Source organism: Frankia sp. Allo2 (assembly GCF_000733325.1).
Classification (GTDB): Bacteria; Actinomycetota; Actinomycetes; order Frankiales; family Frankiaceae; genus Frankia; species Frankia casuarinae.
In genome coordinates this window covers 77,525-101,614 of record NZ_JPHT01000005.1, presented here as the reverse complement: position 1 = coordinate 101,614, position 24,090 = coordinate 77,525, and the positions used below count along the sequence as shown (strand labels likewise).

Genomic DNA, 24,090 nt, shown 5'->3' with positions numbered 1-24,090 from the left:
TCGCGGTCACCCTGCCTCCTCACGGCGCCGTTGCTCGATCCTCAGTTTGCCAGTTGCCAAAGCACGTTCCGCGCCGCCCCCTGCCGCGATGCGTTCCGGCCGGGTCGCGAGTCTGTTCTGGCGACCGTCGTAGGACGTCGTAGGACGCCGCCCGGCACGAGACACCACGGAGGAGACCATGACGACCACACCGGACGGCCCGGCCACAGCGCTGCCTGGCCGCCCGCCCGTCGTTGACCTGACTGCCTGGCAGACCGCCCNTGACGAGCTTCTGGTCCGCGAGAAGGCCCACACCCGCGAGGGCGACGCCCTCGCCGCGGCCCGCCGCCGGCTGCCGATGGTGGAGCTCGACGGGACGGTCGAGGTCGTCGGGCCCGACGGCCCGGTCCCGTTCCTGGACTTGTTCCAGGGCCGCGACGAGCTAGTGGTCTACAAGCACATGTGGTATGACGGCGCGCCGCACCAGGGGCAGTGCGAGGGCTGCACCACTACGGCCTGGCACCTGAAGGACGCCGTCTACCTCAACGCCCGCGGCGTCTCGTTCGCCATCCTGACCACGGGCCGTTGGGACGAGGTGGCCTCCTACGTTGAGTTCATGGGCTACACCCAGCCCTGGTACTCGGTGCGCGACGTGGACGGGCCGGTCGGCGGCAGCATGGGTTACATCACCTGCTTCCTGCGCGACGGCGACCGCGTGTTCCTCACCTACTCCACGACGGGCCGTGGCAACGAGCCGGTCAACGGGTCCCTCGGCCTGCTCGACATGACGCCCTACGGCCGCGGCGAGGCATGGGAGGACAACCCCGAGGCCTGGCCCGAGGGGCGCAGCTCGTGCTGGTTCTGGCGCTCGGACGCGGACGGGAACGCCACCTGGGGCCCGACCAGCCGCCCCGTGCCGCAGTGGACCCGCCCCGGCGCGACCCCCGTGGAGACCCTCGGTCGGCACGGCCACCACCACTGACGCGCCTTCGTCGACGGTGTCGGCAGGAAGCGCCCGTTGAGCGTNTCTATGCTGGCGTGCGTCTTAACGAGGATGAACAGGAGAAAATCCGCGCGGGGCTGCGGACGGAGCTTGACACTCGTCGGCGGGTGCGGCGAGCTGTACCAGCTGTCCGGACCGCAGGTGCAGCGCATGAGTAACCAGGCTTTCTTCACGAAGCTCTTGGCAGAGGTCGAAGAGGACGAGGCGGTCGTAACCGGCGTACGCCTCCGCGAGCCCTACGCCACGCTGACAGGAGAGGCGTTTCGGCGGGCGGNGGCCGGGGGNGGTGGCCGCGCCGGGCATGAGCCGGGCTGGGACAGTGACAAGCCCGGTCTGGCCGCGGACACAAGCCTCGGCCACGATCTGGACCCTGTTGGGGATCTTGGTCGTGGCCAAGGCTTGACCGTGACCAAGGTTCGAAAACGATCTATCTGGTACCCCGGGTGGGATTCGAACCCACACTGTCGGTGGTTTGAGCACCGTCTCTCTGCCGTTGGAGTACCGGGGCCGGCGGGNGGNGCGTGTTGGATCAGACGGAACAGGGGCGAGTTGGCGCAAGTGGAACGGGCGGAGGAACCGGGCGGGACGAGGGCGAGGAGATCGCCGTCGAACCTGGCCGGAACCGCTCCTTGAAGACTCTATCCGGGTAGGGTGCGTTTCGACCTCCCGCCCTCCGTGTCCGGGGNGGGACGGCCCCCCGATCGTCCGTCCTGCCACACTAGGGACGCACCTCCGAGACCAGGAGTCCGACTCGATGAGCCACCCCTCCTCGAACCCGCGCCGGGTTCTGATCGCCGAGGACGAAGCGCTGATCCGGCTCGACCTCAGGGAGATGCTCCAGGAGGAGGGCTATGAGGTGGTCGGGGAGGCGGGCGACGGCGAGATGGCCGTCAACCTCGCCGGCAAGCTCCGCCCCGACCTGTGCATCCTCGATGTGAAGATGCCGAGGATGGACGGCATCGAGGCCGGTGCGAAGATCGCCAAGGACCGTATCGCTCCCGTCGTCATCCTCACCGCCTTCAGCCAGCGGGAGCTGGTGGAACGTGCCCGTGAGGCCGGCGCCATGGCCTACGTGGTCAAGCCGTTCCAGAAGAAGGACCTGCTGCCCACGATCGAGATGGCGATGAGCCGCTTCACCGAGATCGTGAGCCTTGAGGCCGAGGTGGAGGACCTGCAGGGGCGCCTGGAGGCCAGGAAGATCATCGAGCGGGCCAAGGGCGTGCTGCAGACCGAGCACGGCATGACCGAGCCGGATGCCTTCCGCTGGATCCAGCGCACCTCGATGAACCAGCGCCGGACGATGCGGGCGGTCGCCGAGGCCGTGCTGTCGGGTGAGGCGTTGCCGGGCTCGTGACCTCCGTGTCCGTGACCTTCGCGTCCGTGACCTTCGTGTCCGTGATCCCGGAGGCCGGGTGAGCGATTCGTCGCGGACGTCTCTCGCGTCGATGACCGGTTCGATCGGGCGGTGGACCCGGGCCAGATCGCGCACCGGTCGCGGACGCGTGGCGCTTGCGGCTCTCGCCGTCCTGGTCCTCGCGGTGCCCTCGGTCCTGGGGCTCACGCTGGCCGCCAGCCTCGGCGCAGGCGATGACGCCGGTGGCGGCGCTGGCGCCAGAGCCGCCACCGGCGTCACCCGGGTCGCCACCCTCGGTGTGATGGCGCCGCTGTCCGGGGATCTCTCCACGGACGGGGTGAGCGCGCGCAACGCCGTCGCGCTCGCGGTCGACGAGGCCAACAAGTCCGGGGCCGTCCCGGGCTGGCGCATCGAGCTGTCCGCCCACGACGACCTGTCCCGTCCGGACGGGGGAGCGCAGGCCGTGGACGCCTTCGTGGCGAACAATCATGTCATCGGCGTGGTCGGGCCGCTGAGCTCACTCGTAGCGAAGGTGTCCCTGCCCACGCTGAGCGCCGCTGGCATCCCCGTCGTCTCCCCGTCGAACGCGGACCCGACGCTGACCGACTCCGGTTCCCGGCCGCGCACCCGGCCCTTCCCGTCCTACTTCCGCCTGGCCGGAACGGACGAGCGCCAGGCCCGGGTCGCAGCCGAGTACGCGGTCAGGACGCTCGGCCGCAGGCGTATCGTCGTCGTTGACGGCGAACCGAGATACGGCACGACCCTGGGCGCCCGCTTCGCGGCGCGCGCCGCCGCTCTCGGCGCGTCGGTGACATCGGTGTACCAGGTCCGGGGGGACGAAGCGGACGGATCCGAGATCGCCGACACCGCGCGGGCGATCGAGGAGGACGCCCCCGATCTGGTCTACGTCTCGACGGGTGCGGCCTTCGCCGGGAAACTGCGGGCCCGGCTCGCCGACGCGGGGACGTCGATCCAGGTAGTGGGTTCGGACGCGTTGCTCCAGCCCCGCTACACCGACGAGGCGAGGTCGGCAGCCGACGGCGATCTGATCATCGGTCCGCTGGTCCCGCCGACCCGGCTGCCGTCCTCGGGTGCCTTCGTCGCGGACTACTCCGACCGTTTCGGGGGACCGGCGGATGACGAGGGCAGTACCCGTCCCGGGGCCTCGGGCGGCGTGGAATCGCCTGGCGCGAGTGGGCGGTCGAGTGGGACTCTGGGCCCGCGGGGCCAGGAGGACCCTGCGGACCTGCGGAGCCAGGAGGATCCAGCGGAGACCGCCTCGCCCGGCCGGGGCGCCACCACCACCCCGAGGGTGGTCCACGGCACCTCGGCACCGGTATCGGCACCGGGGCCGGGCCTGGAGGAGGGGCCCCACGGGCCCCCGGCCGCCGGTACCCGCGGTACGTCCGGGGTGAACGACCCCGCCGCGGAGCTGGAGCTGCGGCGGGCCGAGGCCATCCCCGCGGTCGCGGCCTATGCGTACGACGCCGCCAGGGCGATCATCCGCGCAGCGGCCACGGTGCTGCCGGGCCGGACGACCGTGGACGCGGCCACCAGACACGACCTCGTGACGGCGATCGGAAGCGGCTCGTTCGCGGGGATCACCGGCTCCGTCGCCTTNGACCGCTGGGGGGACACCCGATCGCCCACGGTCGTGCTCTACACGGTACTCGGCGGCAGATTCGTCCCGTTGAAGACGGAGAACTGACCGACCGGCGGTGACGTGTCGGCGGCTGCCGTAATGGCTGCGGCGGCTGCGGCAACCGACATCCTCCGACCGGGCCGTTGCGGGTTCTGCCGGGTCGTTCGCTTCTCCGATCGGGTCGTTTGCTTTCGGACTCACCGGCGAAACCCCCTTCAAGTTACGACACGCTCACGTTGCGCTTCCCTTCCACTCCTCCGAAGGTTACGTTTTCGTCACTATCCGCTGTCGATCGGTTGCCGATGATGCGGTGGCGGACCGGGTCCTGACGCCGAGGGTGTCGGTAGCGGCAGCGATGTGCTGTGGGAGGGCGTGTCATGACGGGTCCTGGACGGCGAGGGGGCGTGCCCCGACCGAGCGTGACGCGGTGGGGGGCCCTCGGATCCGTGGGTGTGCTGACAGCCGCGGCCGTCCTTGCCGGCTGCGGCGGTGGTTCGTCCGGNGACGACGGGNAAAAGGAATACGCCATCGGTTTTCAGGGGCCGCTCTCCGGCGACAACCAGCAGCTCGGCATCAACGCCTACGACGGGGTGCTGACCGCTGTCGAGCTAGCGAACCGGCGCAAGGATCTGCCGTTCAGGCTGCGCCTGGTCGCCTCGGACGATCAGGGTATGGCCGAGCAGGGGCCCACCGCCGCGCAGAAACTGATCGACAATCCGGAGGTCATCGGCGTCGTCGGCCCCGTCTTCTCCGGACCGACGAAGTCGAGTGAGCCGCTCTACAGCGGGGCCGGGCTGCTGTCGGTCAGCCCGTCGGCCACCAATCCGGCGCTCACCGATCTCGGGTTCACCAGCTTCTACCGGGTCATCGCACCGGACACCGTGCAGGGATCCGCCGCCGCGGAATACCTTGCCAAGGTCGTGAAGGCGGACAAGGTCTACTCTCTCGACGACCGGAGCGAATACGGCACCGGCTTGTCCGGAGCGCTCGAGAAGGCCCTGACCGGCCGTGGCATCCGCGTGATCCACGACGGCATCAATCCGACGAAGGACTACACGTCCCAGGCCACGAAGATCCTCGCCGAGAATCCGGACGCCGTGTACTATTCTGGCTACTATGCGGAACTCGCGTTGCTGACCAGGGCGCTGCGCAGCAAGGGGTACACCGGGAAGGTCGTCAGCGGCGACGGCGCGAACGACGACCAACTCATCCACCAGGCCGGTGCCGGCAACGCCGAGGGAACGCTGCTGACCTGCCCCTGCGGTGACCCGAACAGCGATCCCGCGGCGGCGGGGTTCGTCGCCGACTACAAGACGATCAACGCCGACGCGCGGCCTGGAACCTATTCCGGCGAGGCTTATGACGCCACGAACGCCGTCATCGAGGTGCTGCGCCGGCTCGGTAGCGGCGCGACGCGGGAGGCCGTGCTCGCCCGGTTCGGCTCGGTCGACATTCCTGGCGTCACCAAGCGCATCAGATTCCGGAAGAATGGTGAGGTCGAGGGCTCGACGGTCTACGTGTACGAGGTCCGGGCCGGGAAACGGGCCGTGCTCGGCCCGGTCAGCTCCCTCGTCAGACCGTAACCGGCGGACCTGCCCGGCCGGCGGAGCGACGTGGTCGACGCATCGGTCCGCCCGCTCGCGGCGAAACTGTCCGACCCACGGCCTAAACTCGCCGCGTGTCCGTCACCACTTCGTCCCCCACCTCGTCTCCGTCCGGGAGCCGCTCGGCAGCGTCCGCCACTGGGGCCACTGGGGCCACTGGGGCCACTGCGGCCACTGCGGCCGGCCCGGCCGTGTCCTCGCCGAGTCCCGCGCCATCGAGCCCCGCGAAGTCGACCCCGGCAACGCCCCGGTTGTTGCTGCTTGATGGGCACTCGCTGGCCTACCGTGCCTTCTACGCGCTGCCGGTGGAGAACTTCTCCACCACCACGGGCCAGCCGACGAACGCGGTGTACGGATTCACCTCCATGCTCATCAACGTCCTGCGCGACGAGCGGCCGACCCATGTCGCCGTGGCGTGGGACCTGCCGACCCCGACCTTCCGGCACACCCAGTACGCCGAGTACAAGGCCGGTCGGGGCGAGACCCCGGCCGACTTCGTCGGCCAGGTCAGCCTCATCCACCAGGTGTGCGACGCCCTCGCGGTGCCGGGGGTCAGCGCGCCGGGATACGAGGCCGACGACGTGATCGCCACGCTCGCGACCCTGGGCGCGGCCGAGGGGATGGACGTGCTGGTCGTCACGGGTGACCGTGACGCGCTGCAGCTGGTCGACGAGCGGGTGACGGTGCTGATGACCCGCAAGGGCATCAGTGACATGGTCCGCTTCACCCCCGACGAGGTGCAGGCGAAGTACGGCCTGTCCCCAGTGCAGTACCCGGACTTCGCGGCCCTGCGCGGGGATCCCTCCGACAACCTGCCGTCGGTGCCGGGGGTGGGGGAGAAGACCGCCACCAAGTGGATCCAGCAGTTCGGCTCGCTGGCCGAACTGGTCGACCATGCCGACGAGATCGGCGGGAAGACCGGGGCGTCGCTGCGCGCCCACCTGTCCGAGGTCATCCGCAACCGTTCCCTGACGGAGCTGTCCCGTGACGTGCCGCTCGACGTCGTCCCCGCCGGCCTGCGGATGCGGCCCTGGGACCGGGAGGCCGTCCACCAGCTGTTCGACACGCTGCAATTCCGGGTGCTGCGGGAGCGGCTCTACGCGGCCCTCGCGATCGCGCCGCCTCCCGCCGACGAGGGGTTCGAGATCGAGCTGACCGTGCTCGGGCCGGGCGAGGTGGCCCGGTGGCTCGCCGAGCACGCCCACAGGGTCGGCCGTACCGGCCTGCACGCCCGGGGCACCTGGGGGCGCGGCACCGGTGTGCTCGCCGGTCTCGCGCTGGCCGCGGCCGGCGGTGCCGCGGCCTGGATCGACCCGACGCTGCTCACCCCCGCGGACGTGGCGGCGCTGGGCGCCTGGCTCGCCGATCCGAACCAGCCGAAGGCCGCCCACGACGTGAAGGGGCCGATGCTGGCCCTGACCGAGCTTGACCTGCCGCTCGCCGGCGTCACCAGCGACACCGCGCTCGCGGCCTATCTGGCTCTGCCCGGCCAGCGGTCCTTCGACCTGGCCGATCTCGTCGCCCGGTACCTGCATCGCGACCTGTCCGCCGACCCCGTCCCGGGCGGCCAGCAGCTGACCCTCGACGGCTCCGGCGAGGCCGACCAGGCGCACGCGGACGCCGTGCGGGCCCGGGCCTGCCTCGAGCTCGCCGACGCCCTCGACGCGGACCTCGAACGCCGCTCCGCCGCCACCCTGCTGCGGGACATCGAACTCCCGCTGGTCACGGTCCTGGCCGGCATGGAGCGGGCCGGCATCGCCGTGGACTCCGAGCACCTGACCGAGCTGCAGAAGCACTACGGCGGCGAGGTCAGCGCGGTCGCCGCGCAGGCCCACGAGATCGTCGGCCGGCCGTTCAACCTGGGCTCCCCCAAGCAGCTGCAGCAGATCCTCTTCGACGAGCNGGGCCTGCCCAAGACCAAGAAGATCAAGACCGGTTACACCACGGACGCCGACGCCCTCGCCTGGCTGGCGGTCCAGTCCGACCATCCGCTCCTGCCGGTGCTGCTGCGGCACCGCGACGTGGCCCGCCTCAAGACGGTCGTCGACTCGCTGATCCCCATGATCGACGATATTGGGCGCATCCACACCACGTTCAACCAGACGATCGCCGCGACCGGCCGGCTTTCCTCCGCGGACCCGAACCTGCAGAACATCCCGATCCGGACGGCCGAGGGGCGCCAGATCCGCCGGGCCTTCGTCGTCGGCGCGGGCTACGAGACGCTGCTGACGGCGGACTACTCGCAGATCGAGATGCGGATCATGGCTCATCTTTCGGGTGACGAGGGCCTCATCGAGGCGTTCGGCTCCGGCGAGGACCTGCACACCTTCGTGGCCGCCGAGGCGTTCGGCCTGCCGGTCTCCGAGGTCGACCCGGAGCTGCGCCGGCGGATCAAGGCGATGTCGTACGGCCTGGCCTACGGGTTGTCCGCGTTCGGCCTCGCCGGGCAGCTCGGCATCGCGCCGGACGAGGCCCGGGAGCACATGGACGCCTACTTCGCCCGGTTCGGCGGGGTCCGCGACTTCCTGCGTGGGGTCGTGGAACGGGCCCGCAAGGACGGCTACACCGAGACGATCCTCGGCCGCCGTCGCTACCTGCCCGATCTGACCAGCGACAACTCCCAGCGGCGGCAGATGGCCGAGCGGATGGCGTTGAACGCGCCGATCCAGGGTTCCGCCGCGGACATCATCAAGATTGCGATGTTGGGGGTCGACCGGGCGCTGTGTGCCGGGGGGTACGCCTCCCGGCTGCTGCTCCAGGTGCACGACGAACTCGNCCTCGAGATCGCGCCCGGCGAGCACGATGCGGTCGAGCGGCTGGTCCGGGCCGAGATGACCTCCGCGTACACCATGTCGGTGCCGCTCGACGTGAGCGTCGGCGCCGGCTGCACCTGGGACGACGCGGCGCACTGAGTGTTCCTGTTACTGAGTGTTCCTGTTACCGAGCGTTCCTGTACCCGGATGTCATTTTTGTGCCGAATTACTCCGCTGGCTTCCCGGATTTTCCGTCGTCTCCGGTATCAGTCGAGGAATTGTACCGAACCGTGAAATTGCATCGGTGTCGGGAAGCTGCTGGCTATGATGTCGGTCACGCCGGATCGACGGCTATGTTGGAAGGAAGCCTGACCCGGCCCTGTCGCCGTCGTGCACCGTGATCTCTCGGATGCGGGGTCGTTGCGACACCCGGAGCGACGTCCCGTTCGGTGCGGTTCGTCCCTGTTCGGTCCGCCTGATCCGCTCGGTCCGTTCGGTCGGGCTCATCGCGGGTCAGTGCGGGAGGAAGCGGTTTTTGATCAGCGGGCGTACGTTCGCCGGCCGTCGGCGTTTTCTCGTGGTCACCCCTGCGATCGCGGCGGTGCTCTTCCTGCTCGCCGGGTGCATTCCGGGCTCCCCGGGTTATCTGCGCTGGGGAAACTGGCTGGGTCTGGTGGTCGCGGTCGGTAACGCCGTCGTCGGGCTGGTGGCCAACCCGAGAGGGCGCTGGATTCCGCCCGTCGCCGTCGCCTCGCTCGCCGCCGCGCTCGCCTTCGCGCTGGCGAGCGCGGCGCCCGGCCGGAACGCGGACACATACCTGACCTGGTTCCCGGTGCTGTGCGCCTATGCCGCCCTGGTCCCCGTCGGCTGGGCCGTCGCCGGCACCGCGGCCGTCTGCGCTGCCGTCGTCGCCGGCGTCACCGCCCACGGCGGACTGGCCGAGGCCGCCGCGCCCATGTTCTCCACCATCGCCGCCGTCATGCTCGTGGGCGCGGTGGCGAAGGCCCTGTTCCGTGAGGGCCTGCTGCAGAACCGTTCCGATCCCCTCACCCGCCTGGCCAACCGGGGCGGGACGATGGAAATCGGGCAGTCCGCCGTTGCGAAGATCAATGCCGCGGGGAACGAGGCTGTCCTCGTCCTGGTGGACCTCAACCGGTTTCACGAGGTCAACGATGCGCTCGGTCACCTCGGCGGCGACCAGCTGCTGAGGATGATCGCTGAGACGTTGCCGACCCTGACCCCGAGGCCGGTGTTCGTCGGTCGGGCCGGCGGGGACGAGTTCGCGCTGGTGTTCCGCGGGCCCGAGATCATCCCGGCGCCGCCCGCTTCATCCGTCTCATCTGCCTCGCCCCCCTCATCCACCTCATCTGCTTCACCTGTCTCGCTCGGCCCGTCGGGCGCGCCGGCCGTCCGCGGCCCCCTGCCCGCGGCCATAGCCGCCGGGCGGCGGCGCACCCTGGGCCGGCGGGTCCTCCGCCAGATCCAGGGGCCCTTTCAGGTCTGCGGGGTCGACGTCGAGGTGGACGCCTCGGTGGGCATCGCGGTGGCCCCCCGCGACGGCGCGACCATGGCCACCCTGATGAGCTGCGCCGATGCGGCCCTGCTGCGGGCCAAGCGGGTCGGGGAGAGCGTGGGCCTGTGGGATGCCGGCATCGCCGGGGTGCGGCCCGAGGAGATCGCGTTGAACGCCCAGTTGCGCGCCGCGATCGGCCGCGACGAGCTCGTCCTGTACTACCAGCCGGTCCAGTCAGCTCGGACCGGTGGGATCGTCGGTGCCGAGGCGTTGCTGCGGTGGCGACATCCGAGCCGTGGGCTGCTCCCCCCCGGCGAGTTCCTGCCGATCGCCGAGCGGTCCCCCCTGATCGCGGACCTGACCCGGTGGGTTCTCGACGAGGCACTGCGGCAGTGTGCCGCCTGGGACGCGGGGGGCCTGCACCTGCCGGTGTCGGTCAATCTCTCCCCCCGGATGCTGGTGATCGACGATCTTCCCCGGGTGGTCTCGGACTCGATCGCCGCGCACCGGCTGGCCCCCGACGTCCTCACCCTGGAGATCACCGAGAGCGCCCTGGTCACCCAGCCCGCGCGTGCGGCGACGATGCTGGGTCAGTTGCGCTCCCACGGCGTGGCGCTCTCCCTCGACGACTTCGGCACCGGGTATAGCTCGATGGAGATCCTCAAGACGTTGCCGTTTGACGAGGTCAAGATCGACCGGGGGTTCGTCACGGACGTCCGGGGGAGCCTGCCCGACGCCGCGATCGTGCGTTCCGTGCTCGATCTGGGACATCGCCTGGGGCTGCGGGTCGTCGGTGAGGGCATCGAGGACGAACGGACCCTGACGATGATGGTCGACTTCGGCTGCGATCTGCTGCAGGGAGAGGCGATCTCGCCTCCGCTGCCGGCGGAGCGCGTCCGCGAGCTGCTGCGGACCCGGGCCGCGAAGGCGGGCAAGGTGGTCCCGGGCGGTGACGTTCGATGTCGCCGGGCGTGATGGTCCGAATTACCCGGCTGCGCTGACCTGCCCGGCTGCGCTGACCTGCCCGGCTGCGCTGACCTGCCCGGATACGCGGACGACGATGCCGACGGCCTGCCACGCCTCGGAGACGGCCTTCCGCGCGTCCGCACCGAACAGCAGGCCGGCCTGGTGCACGGTCACCGAGGCGAATGCACGGAACGTCGTGTTCGGCCGGATCTGCGGTGCGCGCAGGGTCTCGTACCAGATGCGGCCGGCCTTCTCCCAGGCGTATCCGCCGAGAGCCGTCGCGGCGAGGTAGAACGCCTTGTTCGGGATGCCCGAGTTGATGTGGACGCCGCCGTTGTCGGCGGTCATCCGGACGTAGCGGTCCATGTGGTCCGGCTGGATGTCGTCGCCGAGTACCGGATCGTCGTAGGCGGTCCCGGGGGCCTTCATCGACCGCAGCGCGACGCCTTGGACGGCGTCTGTGAGCAGCTCGTCGCCGATCAGCCAGTCGGCCTGCTCGGCGGTCTGGCCGCGGACGTACTGCTTCACCAGGGAACCGAAGACGTCGCTGATCGACTCATTGAGCGCGCCGGACTGGTTCACATACATCAGCGCCGCCTCGTCCTCGGTGACGCCATGGGTCAGTTCATGACCGATGATGTCGAGCGACGCCGTGAAACGCTTGAACAGCTCGCCGTCGCCGTCGCCGAACACCATCTGGCGGCCGTTCCAGAAGGCGTTCTCGTAGTGGTCGCCGTAGNGCACGGTGGCGAGCAGAGCCATCCCCTCGTCATCGATGGAGCTCCGGCCTAGGACGTCGGAGTAGAACGCGAACGTCGAGCCCAGGCCGTCGTAGGCCTCGTTGACCGCCGCGTCGTCGATCGCGGCGCCACCCTCCTCGCGAACCATCGCACCCGGCAGGATCTCGGTGCCGCCCGCGTCGCTGACGGTACGCCGCGGGCCGGTCTCGGGCGCCGGGCGCGGTGGGACGGCACCGCGCCGCGTCGAGCGCATCAGGGCGTTGTGCACCCGGATGGTGCGATGAGAGGTGTCCTGGAGCAGGGTGGACAGGGCCCGGGAACGCTGCTCCTCGGTGCCGTTGCGGACAATGCGTTCGAGGATGTGGGGTGGGACCGCGCAGGGCAGGGCGTGGCGGGGGCAGGGCATCGTCGACTCCGTAGCGTGAGATGATCGCCGGTGGATTCCCGCGGGCGTCGACGGCCGCGGATGACCCCGGAGTCACCGACCTTGCTACCTGCGACACAGGATGTCCAGAGAGTGCCGGTCCACCGCCTTCTTCTGGCTAGCCGGAAACGTTCCGTTACCACCCTATCCGCGATGCCGGCCGGGCGACCAGCCGGACGATGGGCCGGGCGGGGAACCGGATGCAGTGCGGAGCCGACCCCGACGGCGCAGGAGCGTCCGCGCCCCCAGCTGGATGATCGCCAACGTGAGGCTGCCGAGGATCAGGAAGGTCATGTTCTCGTCGAGCCAGGTGACGACGCCGTGCATCCATGGCGTCACGGCACGCGCCGCCGTCAGGTAGAGGGCCGAGGACAGCAGGGAGCCGGGAACCAGGAAGCGCAGGAACCGGCGCAGCGGGACGTCGCCGGCGCCGAGCGCCGCGTCCACCGCCGCGTTGGTGTTCAGCAGGCAGAACCACAGCAGCGGGCGCTGGGTGCCGCGGCGGGACAGCGCCGCCACGACGCGGCCGGTGCTGATGCGCCGTAGGAGCACCGAGCGGATGTTGTTGCGGGCCAGACCGAAGTAGCCGACGTCGATCAGCCCGCGGAAAAACGCGGCGATCAGCAGGGCGGGAACGAACGGCACCGTGCCGCCGACCAGCAGCAGGATCGCCCACGTGGGTCGCAGCGCAACGAGCAGCAACGGTGCCGAACCGGCGAGCGCCGGTGCCAGCGCGAGGCCGAGGGCACCGAGACCGAGCAGCGTGCCGGTGAGCAGGGCCGGCCAGAGCCGGTGCGCGACCGGGGCAACCTCCATCCGCACAGTCTGCCAAGTACGCGAGCTGCCAAGTACGCGAGCTGCCAAGTACGCGAGCTGCCAAGTACGCGAGCTGCCAAGTACGCGAGGGCGCAGCCGGGCGGACCGGCTGGGTGGCTGGCTCCGGGAGCTGGCAGACTCGGCGATGTGTTCACAGTAGGTCTGACGGGTGGCATTGGTTCGGGCAAGAGCGCGGTGTCAGCGTGCCTCGCGGCCCGGGGCGCCTTGCTGATCGACGCCGACCAGGTCGCCCGGGACGTGGTGGCGCCCGGCACCCCGGGGCTCGCCGCGGTCCTGGCGGAGTTCGGCACCGAACTGGCGAACGCGGACGGCGGCCTGGACCGCGAGGCGCTCGGCCGGATCGTGTTCGCCGATCCCGCCGCCCGCGGCCGGCTCGAAGCGATCGTCCATCCGCTGATCCGCGAGGAGACGGCGCGGCGCATGGGGGAGGTGTCACCGAGCGGAATCGCCGTGCACGACATCCCGCTGCTCGTCGAGGTGCACGCCGAGGGCACCTACGACGTGGTGCTGGTCGTCGAGGCGCCGCGGGAGCTGCGGCTGCACCGCCTCGAGGGCCGCGGCCTGCCCCGCGACCAGGCGCTGGCGCGGATGGCGAACCAGGCCACGGACTCCCAGCGCCGGGCCGCTGCCGACATCGTGGTGGACAACGGCGGGAGCCTGGACGACCTCGACGCCCGCATCGAGGAGGTCTGGCAGGATCTGCTGGCCCGCCGCGACGCCAAGGCCACCGCCAAGGCCACCGCCAAGGCCGAGACCGTCGCCAGCGGCACGGATACTGCCGCCAGCGGCACGGACACCGCCGCCCCAGCCGGCTGATCGTGGCAGGCCGGCGCTCACGGCATCACTGCACGCCGGCGGCGCCCATGCCACGCAGCTCCTTCTTCAGCTCGGCGATCTCGTCGCGCAGCCGGGCGGCCAGCTCGAACTGCAGCTCCTTCGCCGCCTCGTGCATCTGGTCGTCGAGCTGGCGGATAAGCTGCGCGAGTTCGTGGGAGGGCAGGCCGGCGAGTTCGGCGGCGTACCGGCCGACGGCGCCCTCCCTGCCGGCGCGCGACTTCATCCCCGGAACCGGGGCCTTGCCGCGGGACTGCGATCGGCCGCCGCCGCCAATCAGCTCGCCGTCGGCCGACTGGCGAACCATGTCGTCGAGGATGTCGACGACCTTCTTGCGCAGGGGCTGGGGATCCAGCCCGCGCTCGGTGTTGTAGGCGATCTGCTTCTCGCGCCGCCGGTTCGTCTCGTCGATGGCGCGGCGCATCGACGGGGTGATCGCATCCGCGTACATGTGGACCTGCCCGGACACGTTACGGGCGGCCCGGCCGATCGTCTGGATCAGTGACTTGTCCGAGCGCAGGAAGCCCTCCTTGTCGGCGTCGAGGATGCTCACCAGCGACACCTCTGGCAGGTCGAGACCCTCGCGGAGCAGGTTGATCCCGACGAGCACGTCGAACTCGCCGCGGCGCAGCTCGGTGAGCAGCTCCACCCGGCGCAGGGTGTCCACCTCGCTGTGCAGGTACCGCACCCGGATGCCGAGTTCGAGCAGGTAGTCGGTGAGATCCTCGGCCATCTTCTTGGTCAGCGTGGTGACCAGGACCCGTTCGTCCCGCTCGGCGCGCAGCCGGATCTCGTGGACGAGATCGTCGATCTGCCCCTTCGTCGGCTTGAGCACGACCTCGGGGTCGAGCAGGCCGGTAGGCCGGATGATCTGCTCGACGACGCCGACGGACCGGCCCAGCTCGTAGGGGCCCGGGGTCGCCGACAGGTAGACCGTCTGGCCGATGCGCTCGAGGAACTCCTCCCACCGCAGCGGGCGGTTGTCCATGGCACTGGGCAGCCGGAACCCGTGCTCGACGAGGTTGCGCTTGCGGGACATGTCGCCCTCGTACATCCCGCCGATCTGCGGGACGGTGTTGTGCGACTCGTCGATCACCAACAGGAAGTCGTCGGGGAAGTAGTCGAGCAGGGTGTGCGGCGGGCTCCCGGCCTCGCGGCCGTCGATGTGCCGGGAGTAGTTCTCGATGCCCGAGCAGAACCCGACCTGGCGCATCATCTCGATGTCGTAGGTGGTGCGCATCCGCAGCCGCTGTGCCTCCAGCAGCCTGCCCTGCCGCTCCATGGTGGCCAGCCGCTCGGCGAGCTCCGCCTCGATGCCGGCGATCGCCCGCTCCATCCGCTCCGGCCCGGCGACGTAGTGCGTGGCCGGGAAGACGTAGATCTCCTCCGCCTCGCTGACGACCTCCCCGGTCAGTGGATGCAGGTAGGTGAGCCGCTCGATCTCGTCGCCGAACATCTCGACTCGGACGGCGAGCTCCTCGTAGACCGGGAAGATCTCCACCGTGTCCCCCCGGACCCGAAACGTCCCGCGGGTGAAGGCGAGGTCGTTGCGGGTGTACTGCACGTCAACGAAGCGGCGCAGCAGCAGGTCCCGCTCGATCTCGTCGCCGACCCTCAGCCGCACCATCCGGTCGATGTACTCCTGCGGTGTGCCGAGGCCGTAGATACAGCTGACGCTCGCGACCACGACGACGTCCCGACGGGTGAGCAGGTTCATCGTCGCCGAGTGCCGTAGCCGCTCCACCTCCTCGTTGATCGAGGAGTCCTTCTCGATGTAGGTGTCCGTCTGCGCGATGTACGCCTCGGGCTGGTAGTAGTCGTAGTACGAGACGAAGTACTCGACGGCGTTGTGCGGCAGCAGCTCCCGGAACTCGTTGGCGAGCTGCGCGGCGAGCGTCTTGTTCGGGGCCATCACCAACGTCGGCCGCTGCAGGCGCTCGACCAGCCACGCGGTGGTCGCGGACTTTCCGGTGCCGGTGGCGCCGAGGAGGACGACGTCGGACTCGCCGNCCCCGACCCGCCGGGCCAGCTCGTCGATGGCGGCAGGCTGGTCGCCCGACGGGGAGAAGTCGGACACGACCTGAAACGGCGCCCGCGTCCGCTCGATGTCGATGGTGGGCCGTTCGAACGTTGTGCTCACGGCTTCTAGCACACCACAGGCCTCCGACAGTTTCCGAATCTCGATGTTGCCGAACTTCGATGTTGCCGAACCTCGGCAACGAAATCGTCGGCAAAGTCGCGGACTCCCTGCGGTGTCTGCCGGGACGTTGACGGGCAGGCTATGCGTTGAGCATGTATGACACCCGGTCGTGACCGCGGCCCGGTGAAGGCGAAAGGAGCTCTGAGCGGACATGNCCNCCCACGACGCCNCCCGACGGGGACATCTCCCGCCGATCACGGTGCGTCCGGGACTGGCTGTCTCGGTGGCGATCGTCACTGTCCTCCTCTCCGCGATCACGCTGCCGGCCACCGTGCCCGGCCGGCCCGGATTCGCCTACCTGTCCGGCGGTCTGATCGGGGCGGGCTTGCTCGTGGGCGTCCTGCTGGCCGCCGATCTGATGCGGGCCCGGTCGGCCCGTCGGTCGGGGGTGACCGTTCTCGGCATCACCCTCGGCGCCTTCGGAAGCCGGCTGGTCCTGGCCGGTGCGCCCGACCGCTCCGCGGGCGTGGCGGTCGCCCCTCACCCGACAACCCCTCACCCGGCCGCCCACCAGCCGGCACTCCACGGTATCGATCTCGCGCCGCCGCCCGTGGCGGCCCTCGATCCCACGCCGGGGACGGGCACCCAGGTCGGCACCCAGGTCGAGGCGCGGATCGCGCGGGCCGGCCTGCTCGTCACCGCTGCCGCCGGGGCCCTGCTTGTCGTGCTCGGTGCCCTGGCACCCGCCGGCACCTGGGAACTGGCCGGCGAGGTGGCCCTGTGGGTGGGTACCTTCGCGCTGCTGGTGACCCTCGTTGACGTCCTTCCCTCCCCGCGCAGCTCCGGCGGCCGGCTGATCGCAGCCCGGGTGGAGCGCCGCACTGGCAGTCGTGCGCGCGCCGAGCAGGCCGCGGCCCGCGCCGGCGTGATCACTGGCTGGTCACTGATCGCCGTCGGGTTGGTCGGGTCGTTCCTGGTCGGGTTCGTCGCGCTGTGGGCTGTCCTGCTGGGTTGGTTGGCGCTGGGCACCTCCCGGTTCGCCCAGGCGCAGCAGCGGACCTACGTCGCGCTGGAGGGTCTGACCGTCCGGGACGTGATGAGCCCGCCGCCGCCGCCGTTGTCCGCCTGGACGACCGTCGCAAGCGCGCTGGACGAGGTTGTACTGCCGTCGCGGAGGGCGGTGTTCGGAGTCGAGGACTTCGACGGATCCCTCGCCGGGGTGGCGCTGTTGCGTGACCTCGCCGCCGTGCCGATGGACGATCGAGGTCTCGCCCGGATCAACCGGGTCATGATTCCGCTGGAGATGGTTGCCACCGCCCGTCCGGACGAGCAGCTGACGGACGTCACCGGCCGGCTTCTGGAGCGGCCGGCCGCGGGCTGCGTCGCCGTCATTGGCGCCGCCCCGGATGACGGTCGCCTTCGCCTGATCGGAACGGTGGGCCCGGTGGAGCTGAAGCAGGCGGTGGAGACCGCCCCGCTGCGCGGGCGCGCCACCACGGTCCGCCCCGCCCATCCCGGCGGCTTCTGGCGCTGACCGCCCGCCGTGGCGGGCACCCGACTCCGCTGGAGATCATCTGTGTACGTGCCCCCCTGGGCTTGGGCCGCCTTCGTCGGCGTCCTGCTCACACTCCTGACCATCGACCTGCTGGCACATCGTCGGGCTCACGTCATCGGCTTTCGCGAGGCCGCGTGGTGGAGCGTTCTGTGGGTCTCGCTGGGCATCGGATTCGCCGGTGTCATCTGGGCCTGGCAGGGCCCGGGGCCCGCCGGCGAGTACGCCGCCGCGTGGCTGCTGGAAAAGAGCCTGTCCGTCGACAACCTCTTCGTCTTCGCGCTGATCTTCTCTTATTTCAAGGTGCCTCGCGCCTACCAGCACCGCGTCCTGTTCTACGGTGTGCTGGGAGCGCTTGTGCTCCGTTTCCTGTTCATTGCGGCCGGCATCGCGCTGCTCGAACGGTTCAGCTTTGTCATCTACGTCTTCGGGGCTTTTCTGCTCTACACGGCGGTCACGATGCTCCGGGGCGACGGCGTCGAGATGGATCCGGGCCGAAGCAGGGCGGTCGCGCTGCTTCGCAAGGTCATTCCGGTCACCGACGACTATCAGGGGCAGCGTTTCGTGTTTCGGCGTGCCGGGAAGCTGGTCGCCACGCCGCTACTGGCCGTCCTCGTCGTGATCGAGACCGCCGACGTCCTGTTCGCGTTCGACTCGGTGCCCGCCGCGCTCGGTGTGACCGACAAGGTGTTCCTGGTCTACACGAGCAACGCCCTGGCCATCCTGGGGCTGCGGTCGTTGTTCTTCCTGCTCTCCGGTCTGATGGAACGTTTCCACCACCTGGCGACGGGGCTCGCGTTCATCCTGGCCTTCATCGGCGTGAAGATGTTGCTCACCGACGTGTGGCACCCGCCGATCGCGCTGTCGCTCGGTGTCATTGTGGTGACATTGATCGTGGCCATCGTCTGGTCGCTGCGCACCNCCCCGCCGGCCCCGCGGTCCGTGGCCGAGCCGGAGGGGGTAACCAAGCCGGAGGGGGTAGCCGAGCCGGGGGGCGTGGCCGAAGGCTCCCAGGAGGTGCCCCGATGACCGGTGGGCGGGTGGCGAACCGGGCCCGGTTCGCCACTTGCCCGGAAACATATCGAGGAATGGTGTCGCGACGCGCCGGGAACGAGGATGCCTGACAGTCCTGGCTCAGCGGTTATGCTGGCTCCGGCGGGTACTGCGGTACATTCGGTGCACATCCAGCCGCCGGAACGTATCTCTCTGACGTGGGCGAGGAGACGCGCGGGCGGGAATACTCGACGTTCCGGGACCGATCGTGTGTACTCGTTCGGTGTGAGTCGTGGTCCTTTCTTGCCGATTCTTCCCGAAATTTCGCAGCTCGTTGCGGGCGTACTAGCCGAAGGCGGATGATGCACAGGCTGTTGGCGGTCGTCGTTTCTCACGGGGGATCGACGTCTCTGTACCGGTTGCTGACCACACTGGATGCCATGGCGGAATGTCGGGTGTTTCTGGTAGAAAATGATGGGAAATCCCGACATGATGCGTTGCCGGACGGTGTGCGCGTGGTCCAGGGGCACGGGAACGTCGGATACGGCACCGCGGTGAACCTCGCTGTCCGCCGTGCCCTGGAGGACGGGCTGCGGCCGGAGTGGATCCTGGTGGTCAACAGTGACGTGACGGTCCCTGCCGACACCGCGACGATGATCCCGAAGCTGCTCGCCTGGGCCCCGTCGTCCGCCGACGTGGTCGGCTTCCCGATCCGCGGCACGGCGGGCGAGCGGGGACGGGCGAGTGCCGTCCTGCCGCGCCCGCGGACGAACGCCTACACGGCGGTACGGGGCGAGATCGCCGCGGNNGAGANNNGGCCGGAACTGCGCTATCCGGTCGGCGCCTTCTTCGCCNTCCGCTCGGAGATTTTCCTACGGCTGGGCGGATTCGACCCGTCGTACTGGATGTACTACGAGGAGACGGATCTGTTCGCCCGGTTGCACGCCGCGGGTGGGCGCATCGTCTGGGCGGACGACGCCTGGCCGGTCGTTCATGTGGGCGGGGAGACCGTCGGGCGGTCCGGGCTGCTGTACGCCGAACTCGGCCGGTCGGCAGCCACCTATGCCCGGCGGCACCGTCACGACGTGGGCCGGTCGTGGACCGCGGTGCACGCGGCCCAGTTGACCGTCCTCGCCGCGCGCAAATTGGCCGTGGGCCGGTCGCACGACGCGTTGCGCGCGGTCCGGATCCTCTCCGGGCTGGTGAGCGGGCTGGCCCGGCCAGGCTGGGAGCCCGCGGTCAGCTCACGGTGGCACGCCGTCCCGGCCGAGACGCGGCTGCGTCTCGGCCATCTCCGCCCGGTCCCGCGGACGCCGCGGCAGCGGCAGGACGATCTGATCGATGATCTCGCCGACGGCTCCCCCGGCTCCTCTGGCCAGCGGACGTAGCGCCAGCATCACCTCGTGCCGGAGGGGGTCTCGGGGGAGTGAGCGTATCCGGTGGCGTGAGTGCGCGAGCTCGCCGCAGCCGGCCTCACCCCCACCGTCACCAGCCGCGGGCGCGCCATTCCGCCAGGTGCGGGCGTTCGGCGCCGAGGGTGGTGTCGTGTCCGTGGCCGGGGTAGATCCAGGTGGTGTCCGGCAGTGGGCCGAAGATCTTGCGTTCGAGATCGTCCATCAGCGTCGTGAAGGCCTGTTCGTCACCGAACGTGTTTCCAGGGCCGCCAGGGAACAGGCAGTCTCCGGTGAAGAGGTGGGGAGCGGCGGGATCGGCGTCGTAGAGCAGGGCGATGGATCCGGGTGTGTGCCCGACCAGGTGGATCACCCGAAGGGCCGCCGTCCCGACGGCGATCTCGTCCCCCTCGCGCACCTGCCGCGCGGTGGGCACCGGAATGGCCGGGGCGTCGTCCGGATGGGCGACCGTGCTGGCCCCGGTGGTGGTGACCACATCTGCGAGGGCCTGCACATGATCATCGTGCCGATGGCTGGTGACCACCGTTGCCAGCCCCGCGTCCCCGACAAGCCGCAGCAGCGTGTCGGCCTCGTTCGCCGCGTCGACGAGCAGCTGCTCCCCGGTGACCGGGCAGTGCAACAGGTAGGCGTTGTTGTTCATCGGGCCGACGGCGACCTTGGTGATCGTCAGGCCTGGCAGGGTCCGCACGTCGGCCGGACCGCCGACCGTGACTTTCCCGGTGTACTCGGTGTAGCCGGTGCGGCTGGTGTCGCCGCCGTTGGCGTCGCTCATGACGATCCTCTCCGGAGTGGATGGCGCGGATGGGACGGGAACAGGGGATAGCTGCCGGTCGTTACGGTCCGTCGGGTGGCACCGGGAGATCTGACGCCTCTGACGCCTCTGAGGTCTCTGCCGGATGCGACGGATTCGTCCGGCTGATGGTTAGGTGGCCGCCCCCGGAAAAGTGTCGGTCCTCATCCGTAGCATGGCCACACTCGCCCAGGTCCGGTCTTACTGAAGATCATGAGGGTTTGTCGATGGCCGATCGTCTTGTCGTGCGTGGCGCGCGTGAACACAATCTCCGTGACGTCGACCTCGACCTGCCCCGCGACGGGCTGATCGTCTTCACCGGTATGTCCGGGTCCGGCAAGTCCAGCCTCGCCTTCGACACAATCTTCGCCGAGGGGCAGCGGCGCTACGTGGAGTCGCTGTCGGCCTATGCGCGGCAGTTCCTCGGGCAGATGGACAAGCCCGACGTCGACTTCATCGAGGGGCTGTCTCCGGCCGTCTCCATCGATCAGAAGTCGACCTCGCGCAACCCGCGGTCCACCGTCGGCACGATCACCGAGGTCTACGACTACCTGCGGCTGCTCTTCGCCCGCGCCGGCCGTCCGCACTGCCCGAAGTGCGGGCGGCTGATCTCCCGGCAGACCCCGCAGCAGATCGTCGACCGGCTGCTGGAGTTGCCCGAAGGCACCCGCTTCCAGGTGCTGGCCCCGGTGGTGCGTGGCCGCAAGGGCGAGTACGTCGACCTGTTCGCCGAGCTGCAGAGCTCCGGGTTCGCACGGGCCCGCGTCGACGGCACGGTGGTGCCGCTCACCGATCCGCCGAAGCTGGAGAAGCAGCGCAAGCATACGATCGAGGTCGTCGTCGATCGGCTCGCGATCAAGTCGTCAGCGAAGCGGCGGCTCACCGACTCGGTGGAGACGGCCCTGAAGCTGGGCGGCGGGCTCGTCCTGGTTGACTTCGTCGACCGCGACGCCGACGATCCCGAGCGCGAGCGGATGTACTCCGAGCATCTGGCCTGCCTCTACGACGACCTCTCCTTTGAGGAGCTGGAGCCGCGGTCGTTCTCGTTCAACTCGCCGTACGGCGCCTGCCCCGAGTGCACCGGGATCGGGACCCGCAAGGAGGTCGACCCGGAGCTCGTCGTGCCCGACCCCACCCTGTCGCTGGCGCAGGGCGCGGTGGCCCCCTGGTCGGGCGGCCACAACAAGGAGTACTTCGAACGGTTGCTCACGGCCCTCGCCGAGGACCTCAGCTTCAGGATGGACACCCCGTGGGAGGGGCTGCCCGAGCGGGCCCGCAAGGCCGTGCTGTACGGCAGCGGCGACACCGAGATCCACGTCGGCTACACCAACCGCTACGGCCGCAAGCGTTCCTACCACACCTCCTTCGAGGGCGTGATCGGTTTCCTGGGCCGCCGGCACCGCGAGGCCGAGTCGGACAGCAGCCGGGAGCGGTACGAGGGCTACATGCGCGACATCCCCTGCCCGGCCTGCCGCGGCGCGCGGCTAAAGCCGGAGTCACTCGCGGTGACGCTGGGTGGCCGGTCGATCGCCGAGGTTTCGGGTCTGGCGATCGGCGAGTGCGCCGTGTTCCTGCGCGGGCTCGACCTCACCGAACGGGAGCGGACCATTGCCGGTCGGGTGCTCAAGGAGGTCGACGCGCGGCTGACATTCCTGCTGGACGTGGGGCTGGACTACCTCTCCCTCGACCGGGCCGCCGGCACCCTGGCGGGCGGCGAGGCACAGCGCATCCGGCTGGCCACCCAGATCGGTTCCGGGCTCGTCGGGGTGCTGTACGTGCTCGACGAGCCGTCGATCGGCCTGCACCAGCGGGACAACCGCCGGCTCATCCAGACCCTGCTGCGGCTGCGCGACCTGGGTAACACGCTCATCGTCGTCGAGCACGACGAGGACACGATTCGCGCCTCCGACTGGGTGGTCGACATCGGCCCCGGCGCCGGCGAGCACGGCGGTCGGGTCGTCGTCTCCGGGCCGGTCGAGAAGCTGCTCGCCAGCGAGGAGTCGATGACCGGCGCCTACCTGTCCGGGCGGCGGCGGATCCCGGTGCCCGACATCCGCCGGGTGCCGGCCAAGGGCCGGGCACTGACCGTGCACGGGGCCCGGCAGCACAACCTGCGCGACGTCACCGTGTCGTTCCCGCTGGGCTGTTTCGTGGCCGTCACCGGGGTGTCGGGCTCGGGGAAGTCCACCCTCGTCAACGACATCCTCGCCGCCGTCCTGGCGAACAAGCTCAACGGCGCCCGGCAGGTGCCGGGCCGGCACCGCACTGTCAGCGGGCTCGACAATCTCGACAAGGCGGTCCGGGTCGACCAGTCCCCGATCGGACGCACGCCGCGGTCCAACCCCGCCACCTACACCGGCGTGTTCGACCACATCCGCCGGCTGTTCGCCGAGACGACCGAGGCGAAGGTCCGTGGCTATCTGCCGGGCCGGTTCTCGTTCAACGTCAAGGGCGGGCGGTGCGAGGCGTGTTCCGGTGACGGCACCCTCAAGATTGAGATGAACTTCCTGCCAGACGTGTACGTGCCGTGCGAGGTCTGCCACGGCGACCGGTACAACCGGGAGACGCTGGAGGTGCACTACAAGGGCAGGAACATCGCCGAGGTGCTCGACATGCCGATTGAGGAGGCGGCGGAGTTCTTCGCCGCGGTGCCGGCCATCGCCCGCCACCTGCGGACGCTGAACGACGTCGGCCTGGGGTACGTCCGGCTCGGCCAGTCGGCGCCGACCCTCTCCGGCGGCGAGGCGCAGCGGGTCAAGCTCGCCTCGGAGCTGCAGCGGCGCTCCACCGGCCGGACGGTCTACGTGCTCGACGAGCCGACGACCGGTCTGCACTTCGAGGACATCCGCAAGCTGCTCGGCGTGCTCGGCCGGCTGGTCGACGCCGGGAACACGGTCATCGTGATCGAGCACAACCTCGATGTCATCAAGACGGCGGACTGGATCATTGACCTGGGTCCGGAGGGGGGCACGGGAGGCGGCCGTGTCGTCGCGCAGGGGTCGCCCGAGGCCGTGGCTGCGGTCGAGGAGAGCCACACCGCGGTCTTCCTCCGGGAGATCCTCAGTGACCGGGTCGCCGAGGTGGGACCGCTCCCGCCCTCTCAGGTCCGCAGCAGGTCCGCGAGGACGGCGTCCAGCTCCTGTTCGGTGTGCTCCTGACCGGTCGGGACAAGCCGCTCGGTGCGGTCCAGGAAGCTGCGCAGCGACGACGCCGCGACCACTACCACGGACTGGCGGTCGCCGTGCACCAGGTCGAGCCGCACGCCGCGCCGATCCGCGTCGGGACCGATCCGGACGTCCCCGTCGCCCACCGCCGTCTCCAGGCCGGCGCGCAGGGTGTCGCGTGGTGCGACCCAGCTGCCCTGCGGCAGCGCGGGATGCTCCGGCCTGGACACCAGCGTCATGGACACGGCCAACGGGTCGCGGGCGCCCCAGCAGATCTGGAACACGGTGATCCGCCCACGGCTGGACGCGTCGTCCACGACGAACTCCGCCGTGACGTCCTTACCAAGCACGCGCTGGCTCCCTCGGTTCGCTTGCCCGATGTCTCGAGGG

16 protein-coding genes and 1 tRNA gene are annotated in these 24,090 nt (G+C 70.1%); 11 read left to right on the top strand and 6 right to left on the bottom strand.

Annotated elements, in window-relative coordinates; translation table 11 throughout:
- The first annotated feature begins 178 nt into the window (after nt 1–178).
- Nucleotides 179–961 carry a DUF899 domain-containing protein gene (locus ALLO2_RS05970; protein ID WP_035730309.1) on the top strand — a complete coding sequence of 261 codons (783 nt, stop codon included), beginning with the start codon at nt 179–181 and terminating at the stop codon, nt 959–961.
- A 453-nt stretch (nt 962–1,414) separates the two neighbouring features.
- On the opposite strand, the gene ALLO2_RS05965 is transcribed toward ALLO2_RS05970, so the two are convergent.
- Nucleotides 1,415–1,490, bottom strand: a tRNA-Leu gene (locus ALLO2_RS05965).
- A 246-nt stretch (nt 1,491–1,736) separates the two neighbouring features.
- On the opposite strand from ALLO2_RS05965, the gene ALLO2_RS05960 reads away from it, so the two are divergent.
- The 5 genes from ALLO2_RS05960 (at nt 1,737) to ALLO2_RS05940 (ending at nt 10,823) form a co-directional block, all read left to right on the top strand.
- Nucleotides 1,737–2,336 (top strand): ANTAR domain-containing response regulator, encoded by a 600-nt coding sequence (locus tag ALLO2_RS05960; RefSeq protein WP_011436057.1) that lies wholly within the window; start codon nt 1,737–1,739, stop codon nt 2,334–2,336.
- A 91-nt stretch (nt 2,337–2,427) separates the two neighbouring features.
- Nucleotides 2,428–4,044, top strand: a complete 1,617-nt coding sequence (locus ALLO2_RS05955) for an ABC transporter substrate-binding protein (protein WP_035730408.1) — start codon at nt 2,428–2,430, stop codon at nt 4,042–4,044.
- A gap of 311 nt (nt 4,045–4,355) precedes the next feature.
- A complete protein-coding gene (locus ALLO2_RS05950; RefSeq protein WP_198030952.1) occupies nt 4,356–5,561 on the top strand; it encodes a branched-chain amino acid ABC transporter substrate-binding protein in 1,206 nt (401 codons plus the stop codon).
- Nucleotides 5,562–5,773: 212 nt separating this feature from the next.
- Complete coding sequence (polA, locus tag ALLO2_RS05945; protein ID WP_035730305.1) at nt 5,774–8,494, top strand: DNA polymerase I; 2,721 nt, start codon at nt 5,774–5,776, stop codon at nt 8,492–8,494.
- Between the two features lie 250 nt (nt 8,495–8,744).
- On the top strand, nt 8,745–10,823 hold the full coding sequence (locus ALLO2_RS05940) for a bifunctional diguanylate cyclase/phosphodiesterase (protein WP_011436061.1): 2,079 nt from the start codon (nt 8,745–8,747) through the stop codon (nt 10,821–10,823).
- Nucleotides 10,824–10,832: 9 nt separating this feature from the next.
- On the opposite strand, the gene ALLO2_RS05935 is transcribed toward ALLO2_RS05940, so the two are convergent.
- Together ALLO2_RS05935 and ALLO2_RS05930 are read right to left on the bottom strand one after the other, a co-directional pair.
- The gene (locus ALLO2_RS05935) at nt 10,833–11,960 is read right to left on the bottom strand and encodes a M4 family metallopeptidase (protein ID WP_035730303.1); all 1,128 of its coding nucleotides are present in this window, start codon (nt 11,958–11,960) and stop codon (nt 10,833–10,835) included.
- A 162-nt stretch (nt 11,961–12,122) separates the two neighbouring features.
- Nucleotides 12,123–12,794 (bottom strand): hypothetical protein, encoded by a 672-nt coding sequence (locus ALLO2_RS05930; RefSeq protein WP_011436063.1) that lies wholly within the window; start codon nt 12,792–12,794, stop codon nt 12,123–12,125.
- Nucleotides 12,795–12,941: 147 nt separating this feature from the next.
- Between ALLO2_RS05930 and coaE the strand changes: the two genes are divergently transcribed.
- On the top strand, nt 12,942–13,631 hold the full coding sequence (coaE, locus tag ALLO2_RS05925; RefSeq protein ID WP_011436064.1) for a dephospho-CoA kinase: 690 nt from the start codon (nt 12,942–12,944) through the stop codon (nt 13,629–13,631).
- 25 nt (nt 13,632–13,656) lie between these two features.
- Here coaE and uvrB read toward each other — a convergent pair whose 3' ends face one another.
- Nucleotides 13,657–15,789, bottom strand: coding sequence for an excinuclease ABC subunit UvrB (gene uvrB / locus ALLO2_RS05920; RefSeq protein WP_035730405.1), 2,133 nt, complete (start codon nt 15,787–15,789; stop codon nt 13,657–13,659).
- Nucleotides 15,790–16,000: 211 nt separating this feature from the next.
- On the opposite strand from uvrB, the gene ALLO2_RS05915 reads away from it, so the two are divergent.
- The 3 genes from ALLO2_RS05915 (at nt 16,001) to ALLO2_RS05905 (ending at nt 19,722) form a co-directional block, all read left to right on the top strand.
- Nucleotides 16,001–17,323, top strand: a complete 1,323-nt coding sequence (locus tag ALLO2_RS05915; protein WP_035730300.1) for a peptidase M50 — start codon at nt 16,001–16,003, stop codon at nt 17,321–17,323.
- A gap of 42 nt (nt 17,324–17,365) precedes the next feature.
- Nucleotides 17,366–18,370 (top strand): TerC family protein, encoded by a 1,005-nt coding sequence (locus tag ALLO2_RS05910; RefSeq protein ID WP_035730298.1) that lies wholly within the window; start codon nt 17,366–17,368, stop codon nt 18,368–18,370.
- 323 nt (nt 18,371–18,693) lie between these two features.
- A complete protein-coding gene (locus tag ALLO2_RS05905; protein ID WP_035730296.1) occupies nt 18,694–19,722 on the top strand; it encodes a glycosyltransferase in 1,029 nt (342 codons plus the stop codon).
- Nucleotides 19,723–19,819: 97 nt separating this feature from the next.
- On the opposite strand, the gene ALLO2_RS05900 is transcribed toward ALLO2_RS05905, so the two are convergent.
- On the bottom strand, nt 19,820–20,518 hold the full coding sequence (locus ALLO2_RS05900) for an MBL fold metallo-hydrolase (protein WP_011436069.1): 699 nt from the start codon (nt 20,516–20,518) through the stop codon (nt 19,820–19,822).
- Nucleotides 20,519–20,763: 245 nt separating this feature from the next.
- Between ALLO2_RS05900 and uvrA the strand changes: the two genes are divergently transcribed.
- A complete protein-coding gene (gene uvrA, locus ALLO2_RS05895) occupies nt 20,764–23,694 on the top strand; it encodes an excinuclease ABC subunit UvrA (protein WP_011436070.1) in 2,931 nt (976 codons plus the stop codon).
- On the opposite strand, the gene ALLO2_RS05890 is transcribed toward uvrA, so the two are convergent.
- On the bottom strand, nt 23,637–24,050 hold the full coding sequence (locus tag ALLO2_RS05890; protein WP_011436071.1) for an SsgA family sporulation/cell division regulator: 414 nt from the start codon (nt 24,048–24,050) through the stop codon (nt 23,637–23,639). The genes uvrA and ALLO2_RS05890 overlap by 58 nt on opposite strands.
- Nucleotides 24,051–24,090 lie beyond the last annotated feature (40 nt).